The organism is Burkholderia cepacia GG4, from assembly GCF_000292915.1.
In the GTDB taxonomy this organism is placed as follows: Bacteria; Pseudomonadota; Gammaproteobacteria; order Burkholderiales; family Burkholderiaceae; genus Burkholderia; species Burkholderia cepacia_D.
Genome location: NC_018514.1, coordinates 2,929,603 through 2,945,532, shown reverse-complemented (window position 1 = coordinate 2,945,532; position 15,930 = coordinate 2,929,603). Strand labels below are relative to the sequence as shown.

The following is a 15,930-nucleotide window of genomic DNA, read 5'->3' as shown; positions in this document are numbered from 1 at the left end:
AGATTGACGCGCGACGATAAATGTCGCCGCCGCTCACGAACGTCGACGCTCGACGGCAACCGATTCGCTACCCGCGCACGATCCCGGCGACGCCATAACCGAGCACGACCAGCGCGGCGACCACATGGCTCGCGGCGAGCCATCGCGGCGACTTCACGATGCGGCCGATCGCGCTGCCGCCGAACGCGAACACGAGCTGCCCGGTGAGACTGCCGGCAAACACGCACGCGGCGCCGAACAACCAGTGCCGATGCGCACCGGCCGCAGCAGTCGCATAGCCATAGAACAGCAGGATGGTCAGCGGATTCGCCAGCGTGACGAAGAACATCGACGTGAACGGGCGCGTGCCGGGCGGCGGCGCAGCGCCGTCCAGCGTGCGGCGCCGGTCCTTCAGCGCCTGCCATAGCATGCGTGTGCCCATGGCGAGCAACACCAGCGCGCCGCTGAAGCGGAACAGCGACAGGTGCGACGCGAGCGTGCTCGCGAGCATCGCGCCGATCGTGAACGCGACGACCGCGTAACAGCCGTCGGCCGACGCCACGCCCGCCGCCGCGCGCACGCCGCTGGCGGTGCCGGCGCGCATCCCGTAGTTCGCGATCATCAGCGCGACGGGCCCGACCGACAGCGCGATCATCAGCCCGAACAGGAAATCGTTCATCGGTCGCCGATGCCTTCGAGCGAAGGCATCGATTCCAGCGACCGCCAGCCATCCGGCGTGAGCAACGCTGTGTCAGGCGACGTCGACGCGCGCGGGCCCGTCCGCCATCTCGCCGATCACCGCCGCGCGGTCGAAACCGTCGGCACGGAAGCACGCGAGCACGTCGTCGACCGCCTCCGGCGCGCACGCGACCAGCAGGCCGCCGGACGTCTGCGGATCGGTCAGCAGCGCCTGCGCGACCAGCGGCAGCCCGTCGGCGAGCCGCACGTCGGTGCCGTACGCGGCCCAGTTGCGACCCGATGCGCCGGTGAACACGCCGTCGGCGACGAACGCCTCGACGCCCGCCAGCCACGGCAGCGACGCGTAGTGCACGCGTGCGGTGAGGTTCGCGCCGCGTGCGAGCTCGAGCGTGTGGCCGAGCAGCCCGAAGCCCGTAACGTCGGTCAGTGCATGCACGCCCGGCAGCGCGGCGAGCTCGGCGCCCGGCCGGTTCAGCTTGGTGGTCGTCGCGACCATCTGCGCGTAGCCCGCGTCGTCGAGCTGGTTCTTCTTCAGCGCGGCCGACAGCACGCCGACGCCGAGCGGCTTGCCGAGCACCAGCACGTCGCCCGCGCGCGCGGCCGCATTGCGCTTCACGCGCGACGGATGCACGACGCCGATCGCCGCGAGCCCGTAGATCGGCTCGACCGAATCGATCGAATGGCCGCCCGCGACCGGAATGCCGGCCTCCGCGCACACCGATTCGCCGCCGCGCAGCACGGCCGCGATCGTCTCGTGCGGCAGCACGTTGATCGGCATCCCCACCAGCGCGAGCGCGAGAATCGGCTTGCCGCCCATCGCGTAAACGTCCGACAGCGCGTTGGTCGCCGCGATGCGGCCGAAGTCGAACGGATCGTCGACGATCGGCATGAAGAAGTCGGTGGTCGCGACGATCGCCTGCTCGTCGTTCAGCCGGTAGACGGCCGCGTCGTCGGAGGTCTCGGTGCCGACCAGCAGATCAGGGAACAGCGCCGGCGGCGTCGCGCGCTTCAGCAGCTCGGACAGCACGCCCGGCGCGATCTTGCAGCCGCAGCCGCCCCCGTGCGACAGGCTCGTGAGGCGCGGAACGGCGGGCGGGGTGAGGGTGGCTTCGGTCATCGTCGGCATCCGGTGAATAACAACGTTCTATTATCGACAATTCCGCGCGAGCGCGCCGGATACCCACATAATTGATCGCGCCCGCCCTCCGTCGCCTTCGCCCGCACCTTCTGTGATGGATCACCTCTTCATCGGCCTCGTGCTGTGCTCCGCGCTGCTGCACGCGGTCTGGAACGCGTTCCTGCATGTGAGCGAGGACCGGCTCGTCCAGCTCGGCACAATGTCGCTGCCGTATCTCGCGTTCGGGATCGCCGGCGTCGTGCTGCTGCCCGCGCCGGCACCCGCCGCCTGGCCGTATGTCGCGGCGTCGGCAGTGCTCGAGGTTGCGTATTGCTTCACGCTCGTGCGCGCGTACCGCAGCGGCGAGTTCGGGCAGATCTACCCGATCGCGCGCGGGATGTCGCCGCTGCTCGTGTCGGTGCTCGCGTTCGCGGTGCTGCACGAGCAACCGACACCATTCGGCTTTGCCGGCATTGCGCTCGTGTCGTTCGGCATCATGTCGCTCGCGCTGCGGCGCGGGTTCCGGTTCTCCGCGGACGGCGTGCCGTATGCGCTGCTCACCGGCGTGTTCATCGCGTCGTATTCGATCTGCGACGGAATCGGCTCGCGCGTGTCGGGCAGCGCGCTCGGCTACATCGCGTGGGTGTACCTGCTGTGGAGCGTGCCGCAGCTCGTGCTGGTCTGCGCGGTGCGCGGCGGCCCGCGCGCGGTGCTCGGCTCGCGCACGGCGCTGCGGCAGGGCGCGATCGCGGGCACGATCTCGCTCGCGGCCTACGCGATCGTGATCCTCGCGTACCGGCACCTGCCGGTCGCAACCGTGTCGGCGCTGCGCGAGACAAGCTCGATCTTCGCGGTCGCGATCGGCTGGTTCGTGATGCGCGAGCGACCCGGTGCGCAGCGGCTCGCCGCGTGCGCGCTGGTGGTCGCGGGGGCGGCGTTGATCCGGTTGTAACGTCCGCACCCGCGCCCACAGTCAGCACTGGCGTTCACAACAGGTTCGACGCGGAGGCCCACCTCCGTACCGCCACTTTTTGCAATACTGTCCGCACGCTCTTGTCCTACCGGAAAGCGGCGTCAAGCCGTTGGCGATTTCTGTTCGATGACGCAGGGGCAGGCCGGCCAGTAGAGCGCGGAAATTCTCTCCGCACGGCGGAGAGAAATCAACATCGGTCTTTGACGGAATCGCAACGAGGCGATATTGCCGCCCACACATCAAGCCACCGCAATCATCCTGTTGAACGCCCGCTCGTCGATCGCCTCGGCCAGCGTCGCGAACGCCGCCGCGATCTCGTCCTCCGGCACGCACGCATAGCCGAGCAGCAGGCCCGACGCCGCGCGCGTGCGCTCCGCGTAGTAGCCGGACAGCGGCCGCACGACGATGTTGCGTTCGAGCGCGGCCTGCGCGACCGCGCGATCGTCGACACCGTCCGGCAACTGCGTGACGAGATGCAGCCCCGCATCGCTGCCGAGCGCGTGCAGCGTGTCGCCGTAGCGGCGCGCGACCGCATCGAGCAGCACCTCGCGGCGTTGTCCGTACAGCGTGCGCATCTTGCGGATATGCGACACGAAGTGCCCTTCCGCGATGAATTCGGCGAGCACGGCCTGCTGCAGCAACTGGCCTTCGCGATATAGCTCGGCGCTCGCGGTCGCGAAGCTTTCCGCGAGCGGCTCCGGCGCGACGAGATACCCGACCCGCAGCCCCGGGAACAGCGTCTTGCCGAAACTGCCGACGTAGATCACCTGCCCGGCCGTATCGAGCCCCTGCAACGACGCGAGCGGCCGGCTGCCGTAGCGGAACTCGCTGTCGTAATCGTCCTCGATGATCCAGCAGCCGTGCTGGCGCGCGTATTCGAGCAGCATCCGGCGCCGCGCGAGGCTCATCACCATCCCGAGCGGATACTGGTGCGACGGCGTGACGAGCATCAGCTTCGGCGGCTCGGCGAGATCGGCGGCGGACGGCGCGATCCCTTCGTCGTCGACCGGAATCGGCCGCGTGGTGAGCCCTGACACGTTGAGCACGCTGCGCACGCCCCAGTAGCACGGATCCTCGGTCCAGATCGCGTCGCCCGGATCGGTCAGGAGCCGCACCGCGAGGTCGATCGACTGGTGGATCCCGGTCGTGATCACGATCTGCTCGGGCGTGCAGCGCACCGAACGCGACGTGCGCAGGTAATCGGCCAGCGCCTCGCGCAAGAGCGCGAGCCCGCCGCCCGGCGCGTAGGTCAGCAGGTCCGGGCGCAGGCGCCGCCAGTACTTGTTGTGCAGGCGCGTCCACACGCGCGCGGGAAATCGCGACACATCGGGCACGCCCGGCATGAACGCGCCGCCCTGGCGCTTCGACACACCCGCGCCTTCGACGAGCCGGGTGCCGCGCGCGGACAGCCGCCGCGCGGACGATTGCACCAGCGCCGGGCCGGCGGCCGGGTCGAGCGGCGCGCCGACGATCTCGTCCGGCGCGCTGTCGGCGACGAACGTGCCGCGGCCCGTCGCCGAGTTCACATAGCCTTCGAGCGCAAGCTGTTCGTAAACCTGCGTGACCGTGTTGCGCGCGATCCCGAGTTCGGCCGCGAGCAGCCGCGACGATGGCACGCGCGTGCCGGCCGGCAGTTCGCGCGACAGGATCGCCTGCTGCAGCAGCCGGTGCAACTGCCGGTAGATCGGCTGCTCGCCGCCGCGCATGAGGCGCTGCGCCAACCAGTCCGACAACACGCTTGCGCGCATGATTGGCTCCTGATTATTTATTGAAATGGCTCTGATTGTCAGAGCCAAATGTGATTATAGTCGCCTCCATGGGCTGCCAACGCGGCCGATTTTTACCTCACCGGACAGAACATCAAGGAGATGACCGTGAAGAATGCCGACCTGCAGGCCCGCAAGAACGCCGCCACCCCGCGCGGCGTCGGCGTGATGTGCGATTTCTACGCAGCCCGCGCCGAGAACGCGGAACTGTGGGATGTCGAAGGCCGCCGCTTCATCGATTTCGCCGCCGGCATCGCGGTGCTGAACACGGGCCACCGCCACCCGAAGATCGTCAAGGCGATCTCGGACCAACTGAACAGCTTCACGCACACCGCTTACCAGATCGTCCCGTACGCGTCGTACGTCGAGCTGGCCGAGAAGATCAACGCCCGCGCGCCGGGCGACTTCCAGAAGAAGACCGCGTTCTTCACGACCGGCGCCGAAGCCGTCGAAAACGCGATCAAGATCGCCCGCGCCGCGACCGGCCGTCCGGGCGTCATCGCGTTCTCGGGCGGCTTCCACGGCCGCACGATGATGGGCATGGCGCTGACCGGCAAGGTCGCGCCGTACAAGCTGAACTTCGGCCCGTTCCCGGGCGACGTGTTCCACGCGCCGTACCCGAACGCGCTGCACGGCGTGACGACGGCCGACTCGATCAAGGCGATCGAGATGCTGTTCAAGGCCGACATCGATCCGAAGCGCGTCGCCGCGATCATCTTCGAACCGGTCCAGGGCGAAGGCGGCTTCTATGCGGCGCCGGCGGAATTCGTGCGCGCGCTGCGCAAGATCTGTAACGAACACGGCATCCTGCTGATCGCCGACGAAGTCCAGACGGGCTTCGCGCGTACCGGCAAGCTGTTCGCGATGCAGCACTACGACGTGCTGGCCGACCTGATCACGATGGCGAAGAGCCTCGCGGGCGGCATGCCGCTGTCGGGCGTCGTCGGCCGTGCGGACCTGATGGACGCGGCAGCGCCGGGCGGCCTCGGCGGCACCTACGCGGGCAACCCGCTGGCCGTCGCGTCGGCGCACGCGGTGCTCGAGATCATCGACGAAGAGAAGCTGTGCGAGCGCGCGACGCAACTCGGCGACGTGCTGAAGGCGAAGCTGAATTCGCTGCAGGCCGACGTGCCGCAGATCGCCGACGTGCGCGGCCCGGGCGCGATGATCGCGGTCGAGTTCCTGAAACCGGGTTCGGGCGAGCCGGACGCGGAATTCACGAAGCGCGTGCAGACGCGCGCACTCGAGCGCGGCCTGCTGCTGCTCGTCTGCGGCGTCTACTCGAACGTCGTGCGCTTCCTGTTCCCGCTGACGATCACGCAGGCCGTGTTCGACGAAGCGCTCGTGATCCTCGAGGAAGTGCTGAAGGAAACGGTCGGCGTGCCGGCCTGAGGTCCAGTCAACTGAATGCGCCGCTGCCGTCGTGACGATGGCAGCGGCCGTTTCCTCTTCAAAGCAGGCTACTTATATGAGCACGGTTCAGGAAACCCTGGCACTGAAAGATCCGTCGCTGTTCCGCCAGCAGGCATACGTCAACGGCGAATGGCAAGGCGCAACGAACGGCGAGACGTTCGACGTCCGCAACCCGGCAACCGGCGGCCTGCTCGGCACGGTGCCGGCGATGGGCACCGCCGAGACGCGTCACGCGATCGACGCCGCGAACGCCGCATGGCCGGCGTGGCGCAAGAAGACCGCGAAAGAACGCGCGGTCATCCTGCGCAAGTGGCACGACCTGATGATGGAAAACGCCGACGACCTGGCGCTGATCCTGACCACCGAGCAAGGCAAGTCGCTGGCCGAGGCGAAGGGCGAGATCGGCTATGCGGCATCGTTCCTCGAGTGGTTCGCGGAAGAAGGCAAGCGCGTGTACGGCGACACGATCCCGACGCCGGCGAGCGACAAGCGCATCGTCGTGACGAAGGAAGCGATCGGCGTGTGCGCGGCGATCACGCCGTGGAACTTCCCGGCGGCCATGATCACCCGCAAGGTCGGCCCGGCACTCGCCGCAGGCTGCCCGATCGTCGTGAAGCCGGCTGAAGCGACGCCGTTCTCCGCACTCGCGATGGCCGTGCTGGCCGAGCGCGCGGGCGTACCGGCCGGCGTGTTCAGCGTCGTCACGGGCGACCCGAAGGCGATCGGCGGCGAGCTGACGTCGAACCCGATCGTACGCAAGCTGTCGTTCACCGGCTCGACGCCGATCGGCCGTCTGCTGATGGCGCAATGCGCGGCGACGGTCAAGAAGGTGTCGCTGGAGCTCGGCGGCAACGCGCCGTTCATCGTATTCGACGATGCCGACCTCGATGCGGCCGTGCAGGGCGCGATCGCGTCGAAGTACCGCAACAGCGGCCAGACGTGCGTGTGCACGAACCGCTTCTACGTGCATGAAGCCGTGTACGACCAGTTCGCGCAGAAACTCGCGGCGGCGGTCGGCCAGTTGAAGGTCGGTCGCGGCACGGAGCCGGGCGTCACGCAGGGTCCGCTGATCAACGAAGCGGCCGTGCTGAAGGTCGAGGCGCACATCGAGGACGCGCTCGCGAAGGGCGCAACCGTCGTGACGGGCGGCAAGCGCCACGCGCTCGGCCACGGCTTCTTCGAGCCGACCGTGCTGACGGGCGTCACGCCGGCGATGAAGGTCGCGAAGGAAGAGACGTTCGGGCCGCTCGCGCCGCTGTTCAAGTTCAGCAGCGACGACGAGGTGATCCGCCTCGCGAACGACACCGAGTTCGGTCTCGCCGCGTATTTCTACAGCCGCGACATCGGCCGCGTGTGGAAGGTCGCCGAAGCGCTCGAATACGGGATGGTCGGCATCAACACGGGCCTGATCTCGAACGAAGTCGCGCCGTTCGGCGGCGTCAAGCAGTCGGGCCTCGGCCGCGAAGGCTCGCACTACGGCATCGACGACTACGTCGTGATCAAGTACCTCTGCCTGGCCGTCTGACGGTTCGGGGCCTGTCGCGTTCGTGACAGGCCCCGACCGCCCGGCCGGAGCCGGGCGGTCGCGACGCGGGCCGGCGCCCCTCTCCGCCGTGCCCGCGTCACCTTGCCGCGCGCGATCTCGCCATGCGCTGCATGCGCGACTTCGATGCTGCATCGGCCGAACATCATGCCGTTCGGCAATTTCGTTCAAGTCTCATTTCTCGTTCCGCTGCCAGCCGCTAGATTGAGCATTCCACCTCGATCCGGTTTGCCCGCGCATGAACACTTCTCCCGTCCGCCTGACCTGCGTAACATCCGCGCGCAGCATCCCCGCACCGCTGCCATGTACCCGCCCCGGCATCGCGATTCGCACGCAGGGAGCTCGCACATGATCGTCAGAACAACCGATCATCGCACGGGCCCGCCGGCGGAAAAGTCCGGCGGCCCGAGCAATCACCAGCCGTTCAACGTCGTCTACGACGGTCCCGCGCTCGGCGAGCACCGGATGGACGTGCGTGACCTCGCGCCGGTACTGCTCGCGATCGCCGATCTGTTCGCGTCCGCCAACAAGGAACTCAATGGCGAGCACTCGGAGGTTCGTCTCGAGGTCAGGGGCAGCTTCAAGGCTGGCTCGTTCCACGCCGAACTGATCTTCGTCCAGTCGCTCGCGAGCCAGATCCGCGACCTGTTCGCGGGGCCGAACGCCAGTGCGTTCAGCAACGCACTGGCCATCCTCGCCGCACTGGGGATTGTCGGAGGCGGCGGCCTGATTGGCCTCATCCGCACGCTGCGCGGGCGCCAGCCGCATCGCACCGAGCGGGATGGAACGAATGTCAAGATATGGACGTCGGAGCAGGAATGCTTCGTCGTCGATGAACCGATCGTCCGGCTGTATCGGAACCGCGCCGTTCGCGTCAGCCTGCAGAAAGTGCTGTCGCCGCTCGAGCGCGACGGCATCGACAGCTTCGGCATCGTGCGCGACGACATCGTCGAACTCTCGATCGAGCGCGACGAACTCGGTACGTTCGCGAGCAGCGACGATCCCGGTGAGGTGGTCACCGACACCATCGCGCGCAAGATGCTGACGCTCGAGTCCGTCGTGTTCAAGGACGGCAACAAATGGCGCGTGCACGACGGCACGTCCGCGTTCTATGCCTCGCTCGACGACGAACAGTTCATCGCGAAGGTCGATGCCGGCGAGCGCTTCGGAAAGGGCGACGTGCTGGTCGTCGATCTGCGTCAGACGCAGATCATCAGCGCTGAAGGGCTCCGCAACGAATACCGGATCGTCAAGGTTCGCGAGCACCGTGCGCCGCTGCAACCGGCGCTGATCTGATCTTCTTCCGGATAGCGGTGACGCCCGGGCCGGCGCCCCTCTCCGCCGTGCCCGCGTCACCTCCCTGCCCCGCCTTCAACGAAACACGTTCACCGCATCCACGAGCCGCGTCGCCTGCTGCTTCAGGCTTTCCGATGCCGCCGTGCTCTGCTCGACCAGCGCCGCGTTCTGCTGCGTGATGTTGTCCAGATGCACGACCGCCTGATCGACCTGCGCAACCCCCGTGCTCTGTTCGGCCGTCGACGAGCTGATCTCCGCGATCAGGTCCGACACGCGCTTCACCTGCGTGACGATGTCCTCCATCGTCTTGCCCGCGCCGTCGACGATCCGGGCACCCGATTCGACCCGGTCGACGCTCGCGCCGATCAGCGTCTTGATTTCCTTCGCCGCGTTCGCGCTGCGCTGCGCGAGCGCCCGCACCTCGCCCGCGACCACCGCGAAACCGCGCCCCTGGTCGCCCGCGCGCGCGGCTTCGACCGCCGCGTTCAACGCGAGGATGTTGGTCTGGAACGCGATCCCGTCGATCACGCCGATGATGTCGGCGATCTTGCGCGAGCTGTCGGTGATGTCGCTCATCGTCGTCACGACTTCGCTCACCGCCTGCCCGCCGCGCTCGGCCGCCTCGCTTGCCGAAACCGACAACTGGTTCGCCTGCAGCGCCGTCTCCGCATTGCTCGACACGGTGGCCGTCATCTCGGCCATCGACGCGGCCGTCTGCTGCACGCTGGTCGAAGCCTGTTCGGTGCGTGCGCTCAGATCGTTGTTGCCCTGCGCGATCTCGTTGCTCGCGCGCTGCACGTTGAGCACCTGTTCGCTGACGTCGTCGACGAGCCAGCGGAACATCAGCCCGAGCTGGTTGATCGTGCGCAGCGTCATGCCGATCTCGTCGACGCGATTCATCGCCACGCCGCTGCGGCTCTCGCCGGTCGCGACGCGCAACGCCTGGTCGCGCAACTGCATGAGCGGACGCGCGATCTGCGCGTCGAGCCACAGGCCGGCGGCAATCGATACGCCGGCCGTCGCGGCGGCAAACGCCGCGAGCCCGCCGCCGGCCAGCCCGCATGCCCAGCCCGCGCCGACGACGGCCGGCGCCAGTACGCACAGCGTTGAATGCAGCCGTGCGCGCACCGACATCGTCTGGAACAGCGACGCAATGCGCATCAGCCCGGTACGGACGATCAACCCCTTGTGGAAGCGGCGATTGCCGGCCTTGCCTTCACGAAACGCTCGGTACAGCGCATCGGCGGCCGCGATCTCGTCGCGCGATGCCTTGGTGCGCACCGACATGTAGCCCGTCGGCTGCCCGTTGCGCATCACCGGCACCGTATTCGAACGCACCCAATAGTGGTCGCCGTTCTTGCGGCGGTTCTTCACCAGCGCGGTCCACGGTTCGCCGTTCTTCAGCGTCGCCCACATGTCGGCGAACGCCTCCTTCGGCATGTCCGGGTGCCGCACGACGTTGTGCGGCTGACCTTCGATCTCCTCGGGGGAAAATCCGCTGACCTGGATGAACGCGGCGTTCGCGTACTGGATGTAGCTGTTCGCGTCTGTAGTCGACATCAGCGTCGCGTCGTCGGGAAAATCGAATTCGCGTTGCGTGACAGGCTGGTTGTTGCGCATGGTGTGGAGTTCCGGGTTGCGGATCTTGCGTCCGCTTGTGGATGGATCGAGACCGTACGCATCGCAGTCGGCCCGCTTGCGTTTGATCAGACTCCTGCGCTTTCGGCAAATTTGGCGAAAACATTATGCCGGCCACGGGTAAATATGCATCTATTTCGCATCATCTTGCTTCAGCCGAACACTTTGTTTATATGTGAATCAAAAATCCAGTTTGATCAAAGACCCGGACGTCAATCGTCTGATCATTGACAACACCGTTTCCGACCGGACTCACGCATAAATCGAAAATCGCGAATGCGAATCTCTCTCGTTTATCGCATTCGAATCCATTCGGAAACCGGAGATTTGCCGCCGCGCCACGACGGGACGCGCAAGCGCGCCCGTGGCGATTAACGAAACACGTTCACGGCATCCACGAGCCGCGTCGCCTGCTGCTTCAGGCTTTCCGATGCCGCCGCGCTCTGTTCGACCAGCGCCGCGTTCTGCTGCGTGATGTTGTCCAGATGCACGACTGCCTGATCGACCTGCGAGACCCCGGTGCTCTGCTCGGCCGTCGACGAGCTGATCTCCGCGATCAGGTCCGACACGCGCTTCACCTGCGTGACGATGTCCTCCATCGTCCTGCCCGCCTCGTCCACGCGCCGCGCGCCCGACTCGACCCGCTCGACGCTCGCGCCGATCAGCGTCTTGATCTCCTTCGCCGCGTTCGCGCTGCGCTGCGCGAGCGCCCGCACCTCGCCCGCGACCACCGCGAAGCCGCGCCCCTGCTCGCCCGCACGCGCCGCCTCGACCGCCGCGTTCAACGCGAGGATGTTGGTCTGGAACGCGATCCCGTCGATCACGCCGATGATGTCGGCGATCTTGCGCGAGCTGTCGGTGATGTCGCGCATCGTCGTCACGACTTCGCTCACCGCCTGCCCGCCGCGCTCGGCCGCTTCGCTCGCCGAAACCGACAACTGGTTCGCCTGCAGCGCCGTCTCCGCATTGCTGTCGACGGTGGCCGTCATCTCGGCCATCGATGCGGCCGTCTGCTGCACGCTCGACGCGGCCTGTTCGGTGCGCGCGCTCAAATCGTTGTTGCCCTGCGCGATCTCGTTGCTCGCGCGCTGCACGTTGTGCACCTGCTCGCTGACGTCGTCGACGAGCCAGCGGAACATCAGCCCGAGCTGGTTGATCGTGCGCAGCGTCATGCCGATCTCGTCGACCCGGTTCATCCGCACGCCGCGGCGGCTCTCGCCGGTGGCGACGTTCAGCGCCTGGTCGTGCAGCCGCTTCAGCGGACGCACGATCTGCGCATCGAGCCACAGTCCGGCGGCGACCGACACGCCGGCCGTCACCGCGGCAAACGCCGCAAGCCCGCTGCCGGCCAGCCCGCATGCCCAGCCCGCGCCGACGACAGCCGGCGCCAGCACGCACAGCGCCGAATGAACGCGCGCGCGCACCGACATCGTCTGCGGCAGCGACGCGATGCGCAGCAGCCCGGTCCGGATGATCAATCCCTTGTGGAAACGGCGCTGGCCCGCCTTGCCTTCGCGGAATGCGCGGTACAGCGCGTCGGCGGCCGCGATCTCGTCGCGCGGCGCCTTGGTGCGCACCGACAGGTAGCCGTGCGGCGCGCCGTTACGCATCACCGGCACGGCGTTCGCGCGCACCCAGTAGTGATCGCCGTTCTTGCGGCGGTTCTTCACCACCGCGGTCCACGGCTCGCCGTTCTTCAGCGTCGCCCACATGTCGGCGAACGCCTCCTTCGGCATGTCCGGGTGCCGGACGGCGTTGTGCGGCTGGCCGACGAGTTCGTCGTTCGAGAAGCCGCTCACATACGCGAACGTCGTGTTCGCGTACGTGATGATGCTGTCGGCATCGGTGGTCGACATCAGCGTGACGTCGTCGGGAAATTCGAATTCTTGTTGGGTGACAGGCTGGTTGTTGCGCATGCAGGGCTCCGAAAGGCGGATCCGGATGCGGGATCCGCGCGGCGCGAAAATCACGCTCAGTAGCCGAAAAACGGTTTATCGCTTTACGACGGTGTCGTCCTTACTGTCGGCACATCCCGGGAAAACCTTAATCCGGAACCGCGTGAAATATCGAATTCGGCCGCCAGGATGATTTCGATCAAATAATCCCGCGATAATCGCATCCGGCGCTGTGCGGATACGGCTCGATGCTTTATGGGATAACGCCGGACCGCGCACCAATGCAGGCAGTCGTTGCGCGCGGCGAAACGATTCAGCCTGGTCGACGCCATTCAACCGGCATTCGAATTCGATGAAAAAGTCCCGGCATGAATTGAATCGATTGCGCCGAAATACGGTAGTGGTCGTGCATCACGGCGAAAAACACCGTCAGGCGGCCCGGTGCCGTGATGGCAACGCGATGCCGCCTTCCTGAAATGCGTGAGATACGCGGCGCCGTTGCAGCACACGATCGACTTCTACCTGCGGCTCGGTTTCACCGTCAGCGCGTCGCCCGACCCGGCGCTGGATGCGCTCGAGCCGGACGACATTCATCTGGAAGGACCGACGAACTGACGCGCGTGAACGCGAGCCGCGCGTAGAATTTCCGCTCGATCAAGGCCGCCATCACGGAGAACGACATTGCAAAACGCGCCGCGGCAGCCGGCCACGCCGAAGATCCTCGTCAGCATGTGCGTGCTCGGTCACCCCGTCCGTTACAACGGCTCGGCGAAGACCGCCGCGCATGCAACGCTCGCACGATGGCAGCGCGAAGGGCGTCTGGTGTCCGTGTGTCCGGAACTGGCAGGGGGATTGAGCGTGCCGCGACCGCCCGCCGAAATCGCGAACGGCGAATCGGGGCAACGCGTGCTGGCAGGTGCCGCGCGCATCGTCGACGTGCACGGCACCGACGTCACCGCGCCGTTCGTCGACGGCGCGCACACCGCGCTCGCACTGGCACGCGCGCACGACTGCCGCTTCGCGATCCTGGCGGACGGAAGTCCGTCCTGCGGAAGCAGTTTCATTTACGACGGGAGTTTTGCGGGCCGGCGGCATGCCGGCGCCGGTGTGACCGCGGCGTTGCTGCGCCAGCATGGCGTCGAGGTGTTCGCGGACACCGAGATCGACGCGCTCGCGGCACGCCTCGCGCAGCACGCTCAGGCTGAATGACGAAGTGGCCGGCACGACGATCTCGTGCCGGCCACTTCGTTTGAAAAGGAAACTCGGCGAAGCGGGTCAAACCCGGCCGCTTCGCCGCATGACGCAATTACACGCGTTCGATCGCGATCGCGATACCCTGGCCGACGCCGATGCACATCGTGCACAGCGCGAAGCGGCCGTTGGTGCGATGCAGCTGGTACATCGCGGTCGTCACGAGACGTGCGCCCGACGCGCCGAGCGGGTGGCCGAGCGCGATCGCGCCGCCGTTCGGGTTCACGCGAGGATCGTCGTCGGCGACGCCGAGCATGCGCAGCACCGCGAGACCCTGCGACGCGAACGCTTCGTTCAGCTCGATCACGTCGAACTGGTCGATCGTCATCCCGAGCCGCGCGAGCAGCTTCTGCGTGGCCGGCGCGGGGCCGATGCCCATCACGCGCGGCGCGACGCCGGCCGTCGCGATGCCGAGCACACGCGCACGCGGCGTCAGGCCGAAGCGCTTCGCGGTTTCCTCGTTCGCGAGCAGCAGCGCGGCGGCACCATCGTTGACGCCCGACGCGTTGCCGGCCGTCACCGAGCCGTCCGGACGCACGACGCCCTTCAGCTTCGCGAGCGTCTCGAGCGACGTTTCGCGCGGATGCTCGTCACGCGAAAAGACGACCGGATCGCCTTTCTTCTGCGGAATCGTGACCGACACGATTTCCTCGGCGAGCGTGCCGTCCTGCTGCGCACGCGCGGCCTTCTGCTGGCTGCGCAGCGCGAACAGGTCCTGATCGGCGCGGCTGATGTTGTAATCGACCGCGACGTTCTCGGCCGTCTCCGGCATCGAATCGACGCCATGCAGCTGTTTCATCAGCGGATTGACGAAACGCCAGCCGATCGTCGTATCGTGGATGTCGGCCTGGCGCGCGAACGCGCTGGCGGCCTTGCCCATCACGAACGGCGCGCGCGTCATGCTCTCGACGCCGCCCGCGACCATCAACGCGGCCTCGCCCGACTTGATCGCACGCGCGGCCACGCCGACCGCGTCCATCCCGGAACCGCACAGCCGGTTGATCGTCGAACCCGGCACCCCCTCCGGCAGGCCCGCCAGCAGCGCGGACATGCGCGCGACGTTGCGGTTGTCCTCGCCGGCCTGGTTCGCGCAGCCGTAGATCACGTCGTCGATCGCCGTCCAGTCGACGTCGCGGTTGCGCTCGACGAGCGCCTTGAGCGGCACCGCGCCGAGGTCGTCGGCACGCACGCCGGACAGCGCACCGCCGTAACGGCCGATCGGGGTACGAATCGCATCACACAGAAAAGCTTCAGTCATCAGTGTCTCCGGTCTCATGCAAGGCTGGGAAGTGAATGAAACGCGCCCCTTGCATTGCCCGCCGGGATGCGCTTAAATGTTCTATATACGAACATAAGATCGTGTATCGAACGTTCAACGCATCATAGGGAGTGCGGGGACGACCTGTCAAGCGCCCGGTCCGCGGTGCGGTTGGCGTGTCAGGCCCCATGCGCTATCTTCTCGGCTGCACGACAATCCGACCGTTCATGACAACCGAAGACATCCAGACGAAACCCGGCGACTCCTATGTGCAGTCGTTCGCGCGCGGCCTTGCGGTGATCCGCGCGTTCGACGCGCAGCGCCCGGAGCAGACGCTCACCGAGGTCGCATCGGCCACCGGGCTCACGCGCGCGGGCGCGCGCCGGATCCTGCTCACGCTGCAGACGCTCGGCTATGTCGAGGCCGACGGCCGGCTGTTCCGGCTCACGCCGAAGATCCTCGAGCTCGGCTTCGCGTACCTCACCTCGATGCCGTTCTGGAATCTCGCCGAACCGGTGATGGAACAGCTGTCCGCGCAGATCCACGAAAGCTGCTCGGCCGCCGTGCTCGATCGCACCGAGATCGTCTACGTGCTGCGCATGCCGACCCACAAGATCATGACGATCAACCTGTCGATCGGCAGCCGCCTGCCCGCGTACTGCACGTCGATGGGCCGCGTGCTGCTGTCCGCGCTCGACGACGCAGCGCTCGACGAAACGCTCGCGCAAAGCGGCATCCGCGCGCACACGCCGCGCACGATCACCGACCTCGGCGAGCTGAAGGCGACGATCGCGCAGGTGCGCCAGCAGGGCTGGGCGGTGGTCGACCAGGAACTCGAAGTGGGATTGATGTCGATCTCCGCGCCGATCCGCAACCGGCGCGGGCAGGTGATCGCCGCGATGAACATCAGCGGCAACGCACAGCGGCACACCGCGAAGCAGATGGTGAAGGAGTTTCTCGGCCCGCTGCAGCAGGCCGCGCAGACGGTGTCGGAGCTGGTCGCGCGGCGCGGGTGAGCGCCCGGCCCGATTGCCGGATCGGCCATGCGCGGATAAAAAGACGGGCGGCACACAGCCGCCCGCTCAACTCTCTGACTCTACTG

General features: G+C 67.1%; 12 protein-coding genes. 6 read left to right on the top strand and 6 right to left on the bottom strand.

Going from position 1 to position 15,930, the window contains the following annotated elements:
• Nucleotides 1-67 precede the first annotated feature (67 nt).
• Nucleotides 68-658, bottom strand: coding sequence for a LysE family translocator (locus GEM_RS28890; RefSeq protein WP_014900988.1), 591 nt, complete (start codon nt 656-658; stop codon nt 68-70).
• Nucleotides 659-730: 72 nt separating this feature from the next.
• Nucleotides 731-1,795 (bottom strand): selenide, water dikinase SelD, encoded by a 1,065-nt coding sequence (gene selD, locus GEM_RS28885; RefSeq protein WP_014900987.1) that lies wholly within the window; start codon nt 1,793-1,795, stop codon nt 731-733.
• A 115-nt stretch (nt 1,796-1,910) separates the two neighbouring features.
• Between selD and GEM_RS28880 the strand changes: the two genes are divergently transcribed.
• Complete coding sequence (locus GEM_RS28880; protein WP_014900986.1) at nt 1,911-2,747, top strand: DMT family transporter; 837 nt, start codon at nt 1,911-1,913, stop codon at nt 2,745-2,747.
• Between the two features lie 260 nt (nt 2,748-3,007).
• On the opposite strand, the gene GEM_RS28875 is transcribed toward GEM_RS28880, so the two are convergent.
• Nucleotides 3,008-4,516, bottom strand: a complete 1,509-nt coding sequence (locus GEM_RS28875; protein ID WP_014900985.1) for a PLP-dependent aminotransferase family protein — start codon at nt 4,514-4,516, stop codon at nt 3,008-3,010.
• Nucleotides 4,517-4,636: 120 nt separating this feature from the next.
• Between GEM_RS28875 and GEM_RS28870 the strand changes: the two genes are divergently transcribed.
• The 3 genes from GEM_RS28870 to GEM_RS28860 all read left to right on the top strand — a co-directional run bounded on the left by GEM_RS28870 (nt 4,637) and on the right by GEM_RS28860 (nt 8,786).
• Nucleotides 4,637-5,926 (top strand): 4-aminobutyrate--2-oxoglutarate transaminase, encoded by a 1,290-nt coding sequence (locus tag GEM_RS28870; protein WP_187293264.1) that lies wholly within the window; start codon nt 4,637-4,639, stop codon nt 5,924-5,926.
• 76 nt (nt 5,927-6,002) lie between these two features.
• Nucleotides 6,003-7,472, top strand: coding sequence for an NADP-dependent succinate-semialdehyde dehydrogenase (gene gabD, locus GEM_RS28865; protein WP_014900983.1), 1,470 nt, complete (start codon nt 6,003-6,005; stop codon nt 7,470-7,472).
• 144 nt (nt 7,473-7,616) lie between these two features.
• On the top strand, nt 7,617-8,786 hold the full coding sequence (locus GEM_RS28860; protein ID WP_272148422.1) for a hypothetical protein: 1,170 nt from the start codon (nt 7,617-7,619) through the stop codon (nt 8,784-8,786).
• Nucleotides 8,787-8,861: 75 nt separating this feature from the next.
• On the opposite strand, the gene GEM_RS28855 is transcribed toward GEM_RS28860, so the two are convergent.
• Nucleotides 8,862-10,406 carry a PAS domain-containing methyl-accepting chemotaxis protein gene (locus GEM_RS28855; protein WP_014900981.1) on the bottom strand — a complete coding sequence of 515 codons (1,545 nt, stop codon included), beginning with the start codon at nt 10,404-10,406 and terminating at the stop codon, nt 8,862-8,864.
• Nucleotides 10,407-10,795: 389 nt separating this feature from the next.
• Nucleotides 10,796-12,340 (bottom strand): PAS domain-containing methyl-accepting chemotaxis protein, encoded by a 1,545-nt coding sequence (locus tag GEM_RS28850; RefSeq protein WP_014900980.1) that lies wholly within the window; start codon nt 12,338-12,340, stop codon nt 10,796-10,798.
• 708 nt (nt 12,341-13,048) lie between these two features.
• On the opposite strand from GEM_RS28850, the gene GEM_RS28845 reads away from it, so the two are divergent.
• Nucleotides 13,049-13,528 (top strand): DUF523 domain-containing protein, encoded by a 480-nt coding sequence (locus GEM_RS28845; protein ID WP_420358937.1) that lies wholly within the window; start codon nt 13,049-13,051, stop codon nt 13,526-13,528.
• Between the two features lie 97 nt (nt 13,529-13,625).
• On the opposite strand, the gene pcaF is transcribed toward GEM_RS28845, so the two are convergent.
• The gene (gene pcaF, locus GEM_RS28840; protein ID WP_014900978.1) at nt 13,626-14,828 is read right to left on the bottom strand and encodes a 3-oxoadipyl-CoA thiolase; all 1,203 of its coding nucleotides are present in this window, start codon (nt 14,826-14,828) and stop codon (nt 13,626-13,628) included.
• Nucleotides 14,829-15,055: 227 nt separating this feature from the next.
• Here pcaF and GEM_RS28835 point away from each other — a divergent pair, with 227 nt between their 5' ends.
• Nucleotides 15,056-15,844, top strand: a complete 789-nt coding sequence (locus GEM_RS28835; protein ID WP_014900977.1) for an IclR family transcriptional regulator — start codon at nt 15,056-15,058, stop codon at nt 15,842-15,844.
• Nucleotides 15,845-15,930 lie beyond the last annotated feature (86 nt).

Bases quoted from the DNA above. Each gene is read 5' to 3' on its own strand.
- GEM_RS28890 (WP_014900988.1), bottom strand. From the start codon at position 658: ATGAACGATTTCCTGTTCGGGCTGATGATCGCGCTGTCGGTCGGGCCC.
- selD (WP_014900987.1), bottom strand. From the start codon at position 1,795: ATGACCGAAGCCACCCTCACCCCGCCCGCCGTTCCGCGCCTCACGAGC.
- GEM_RS28880 (WP_014900986.1), top strand. From the start codon at position 1,911: ATGGATCACCTCTTCATCGGCCTCGTGCTGTGCTCCGCGCTGCTGCAC.
- GEM_RS28875 (WP_014900985.1), bottom strand. From the start codon at position 4,516: ATGCGCGCAAGCGTGTTGTCGGACTGGTTGGCGCAGCGCCTCATGCGC.
- GEM_RS28870 (WP_187293264.1), top strand. From the start codon at position 4,637: ATGACCGTGAAGAATGCCGACCTGCAGGCCCGCAAGAACGCCGCCACC.
- gabD (WP_014900983.1), top strand. From the start codon at position 6,003: ATGAGCACGGTTCAGGAAACCCTGGCACTGAAAGATCCGTCGCTGTTC.
- GEM_RS28860 (WP_272148422.1), top strand. From the start codon at position 7,617: ATGCTGCATCGGCCGAACATCATGCCGTTCGGCAATTTCGTTCAAGTC.
- GEM_RS28855 (WP_014900981.1), bottom strand. From the start codon at position 10,406: ATGCGCAACAACCAGCCTGTCACGCAACGCGAATTCGATTTTCCCGAC.
- GEM_RS28850 (WP_014900980.1), bottom strand. From the start codon at position 12,340: ATGCGCAACAACCAGCCTGTCACCCAACAAGAATTCGAATTTCCCGAC.
- GEM_RS28845 (WP_420358937.1), top strand. From the start codon at position 13,049: ATGTGCGTGCTCGGTCACCCCGTCCGTTACAACGGCTCGGCGAAGACC.
- pcaF (WP_014900978.1), bottom strand. From the start codon at position 14,828: ATGACTGAAGCTTTTCTGTGTGATGCGATTCGTACCCCGATCGGCCGT.
- GEM_RS28835 (WP_014900977.1), top strand. From the start codon at position 15,056: ATGACAACCGAAGACATCCAGACGAAACCCGGCGACTCCTATGTGCAG.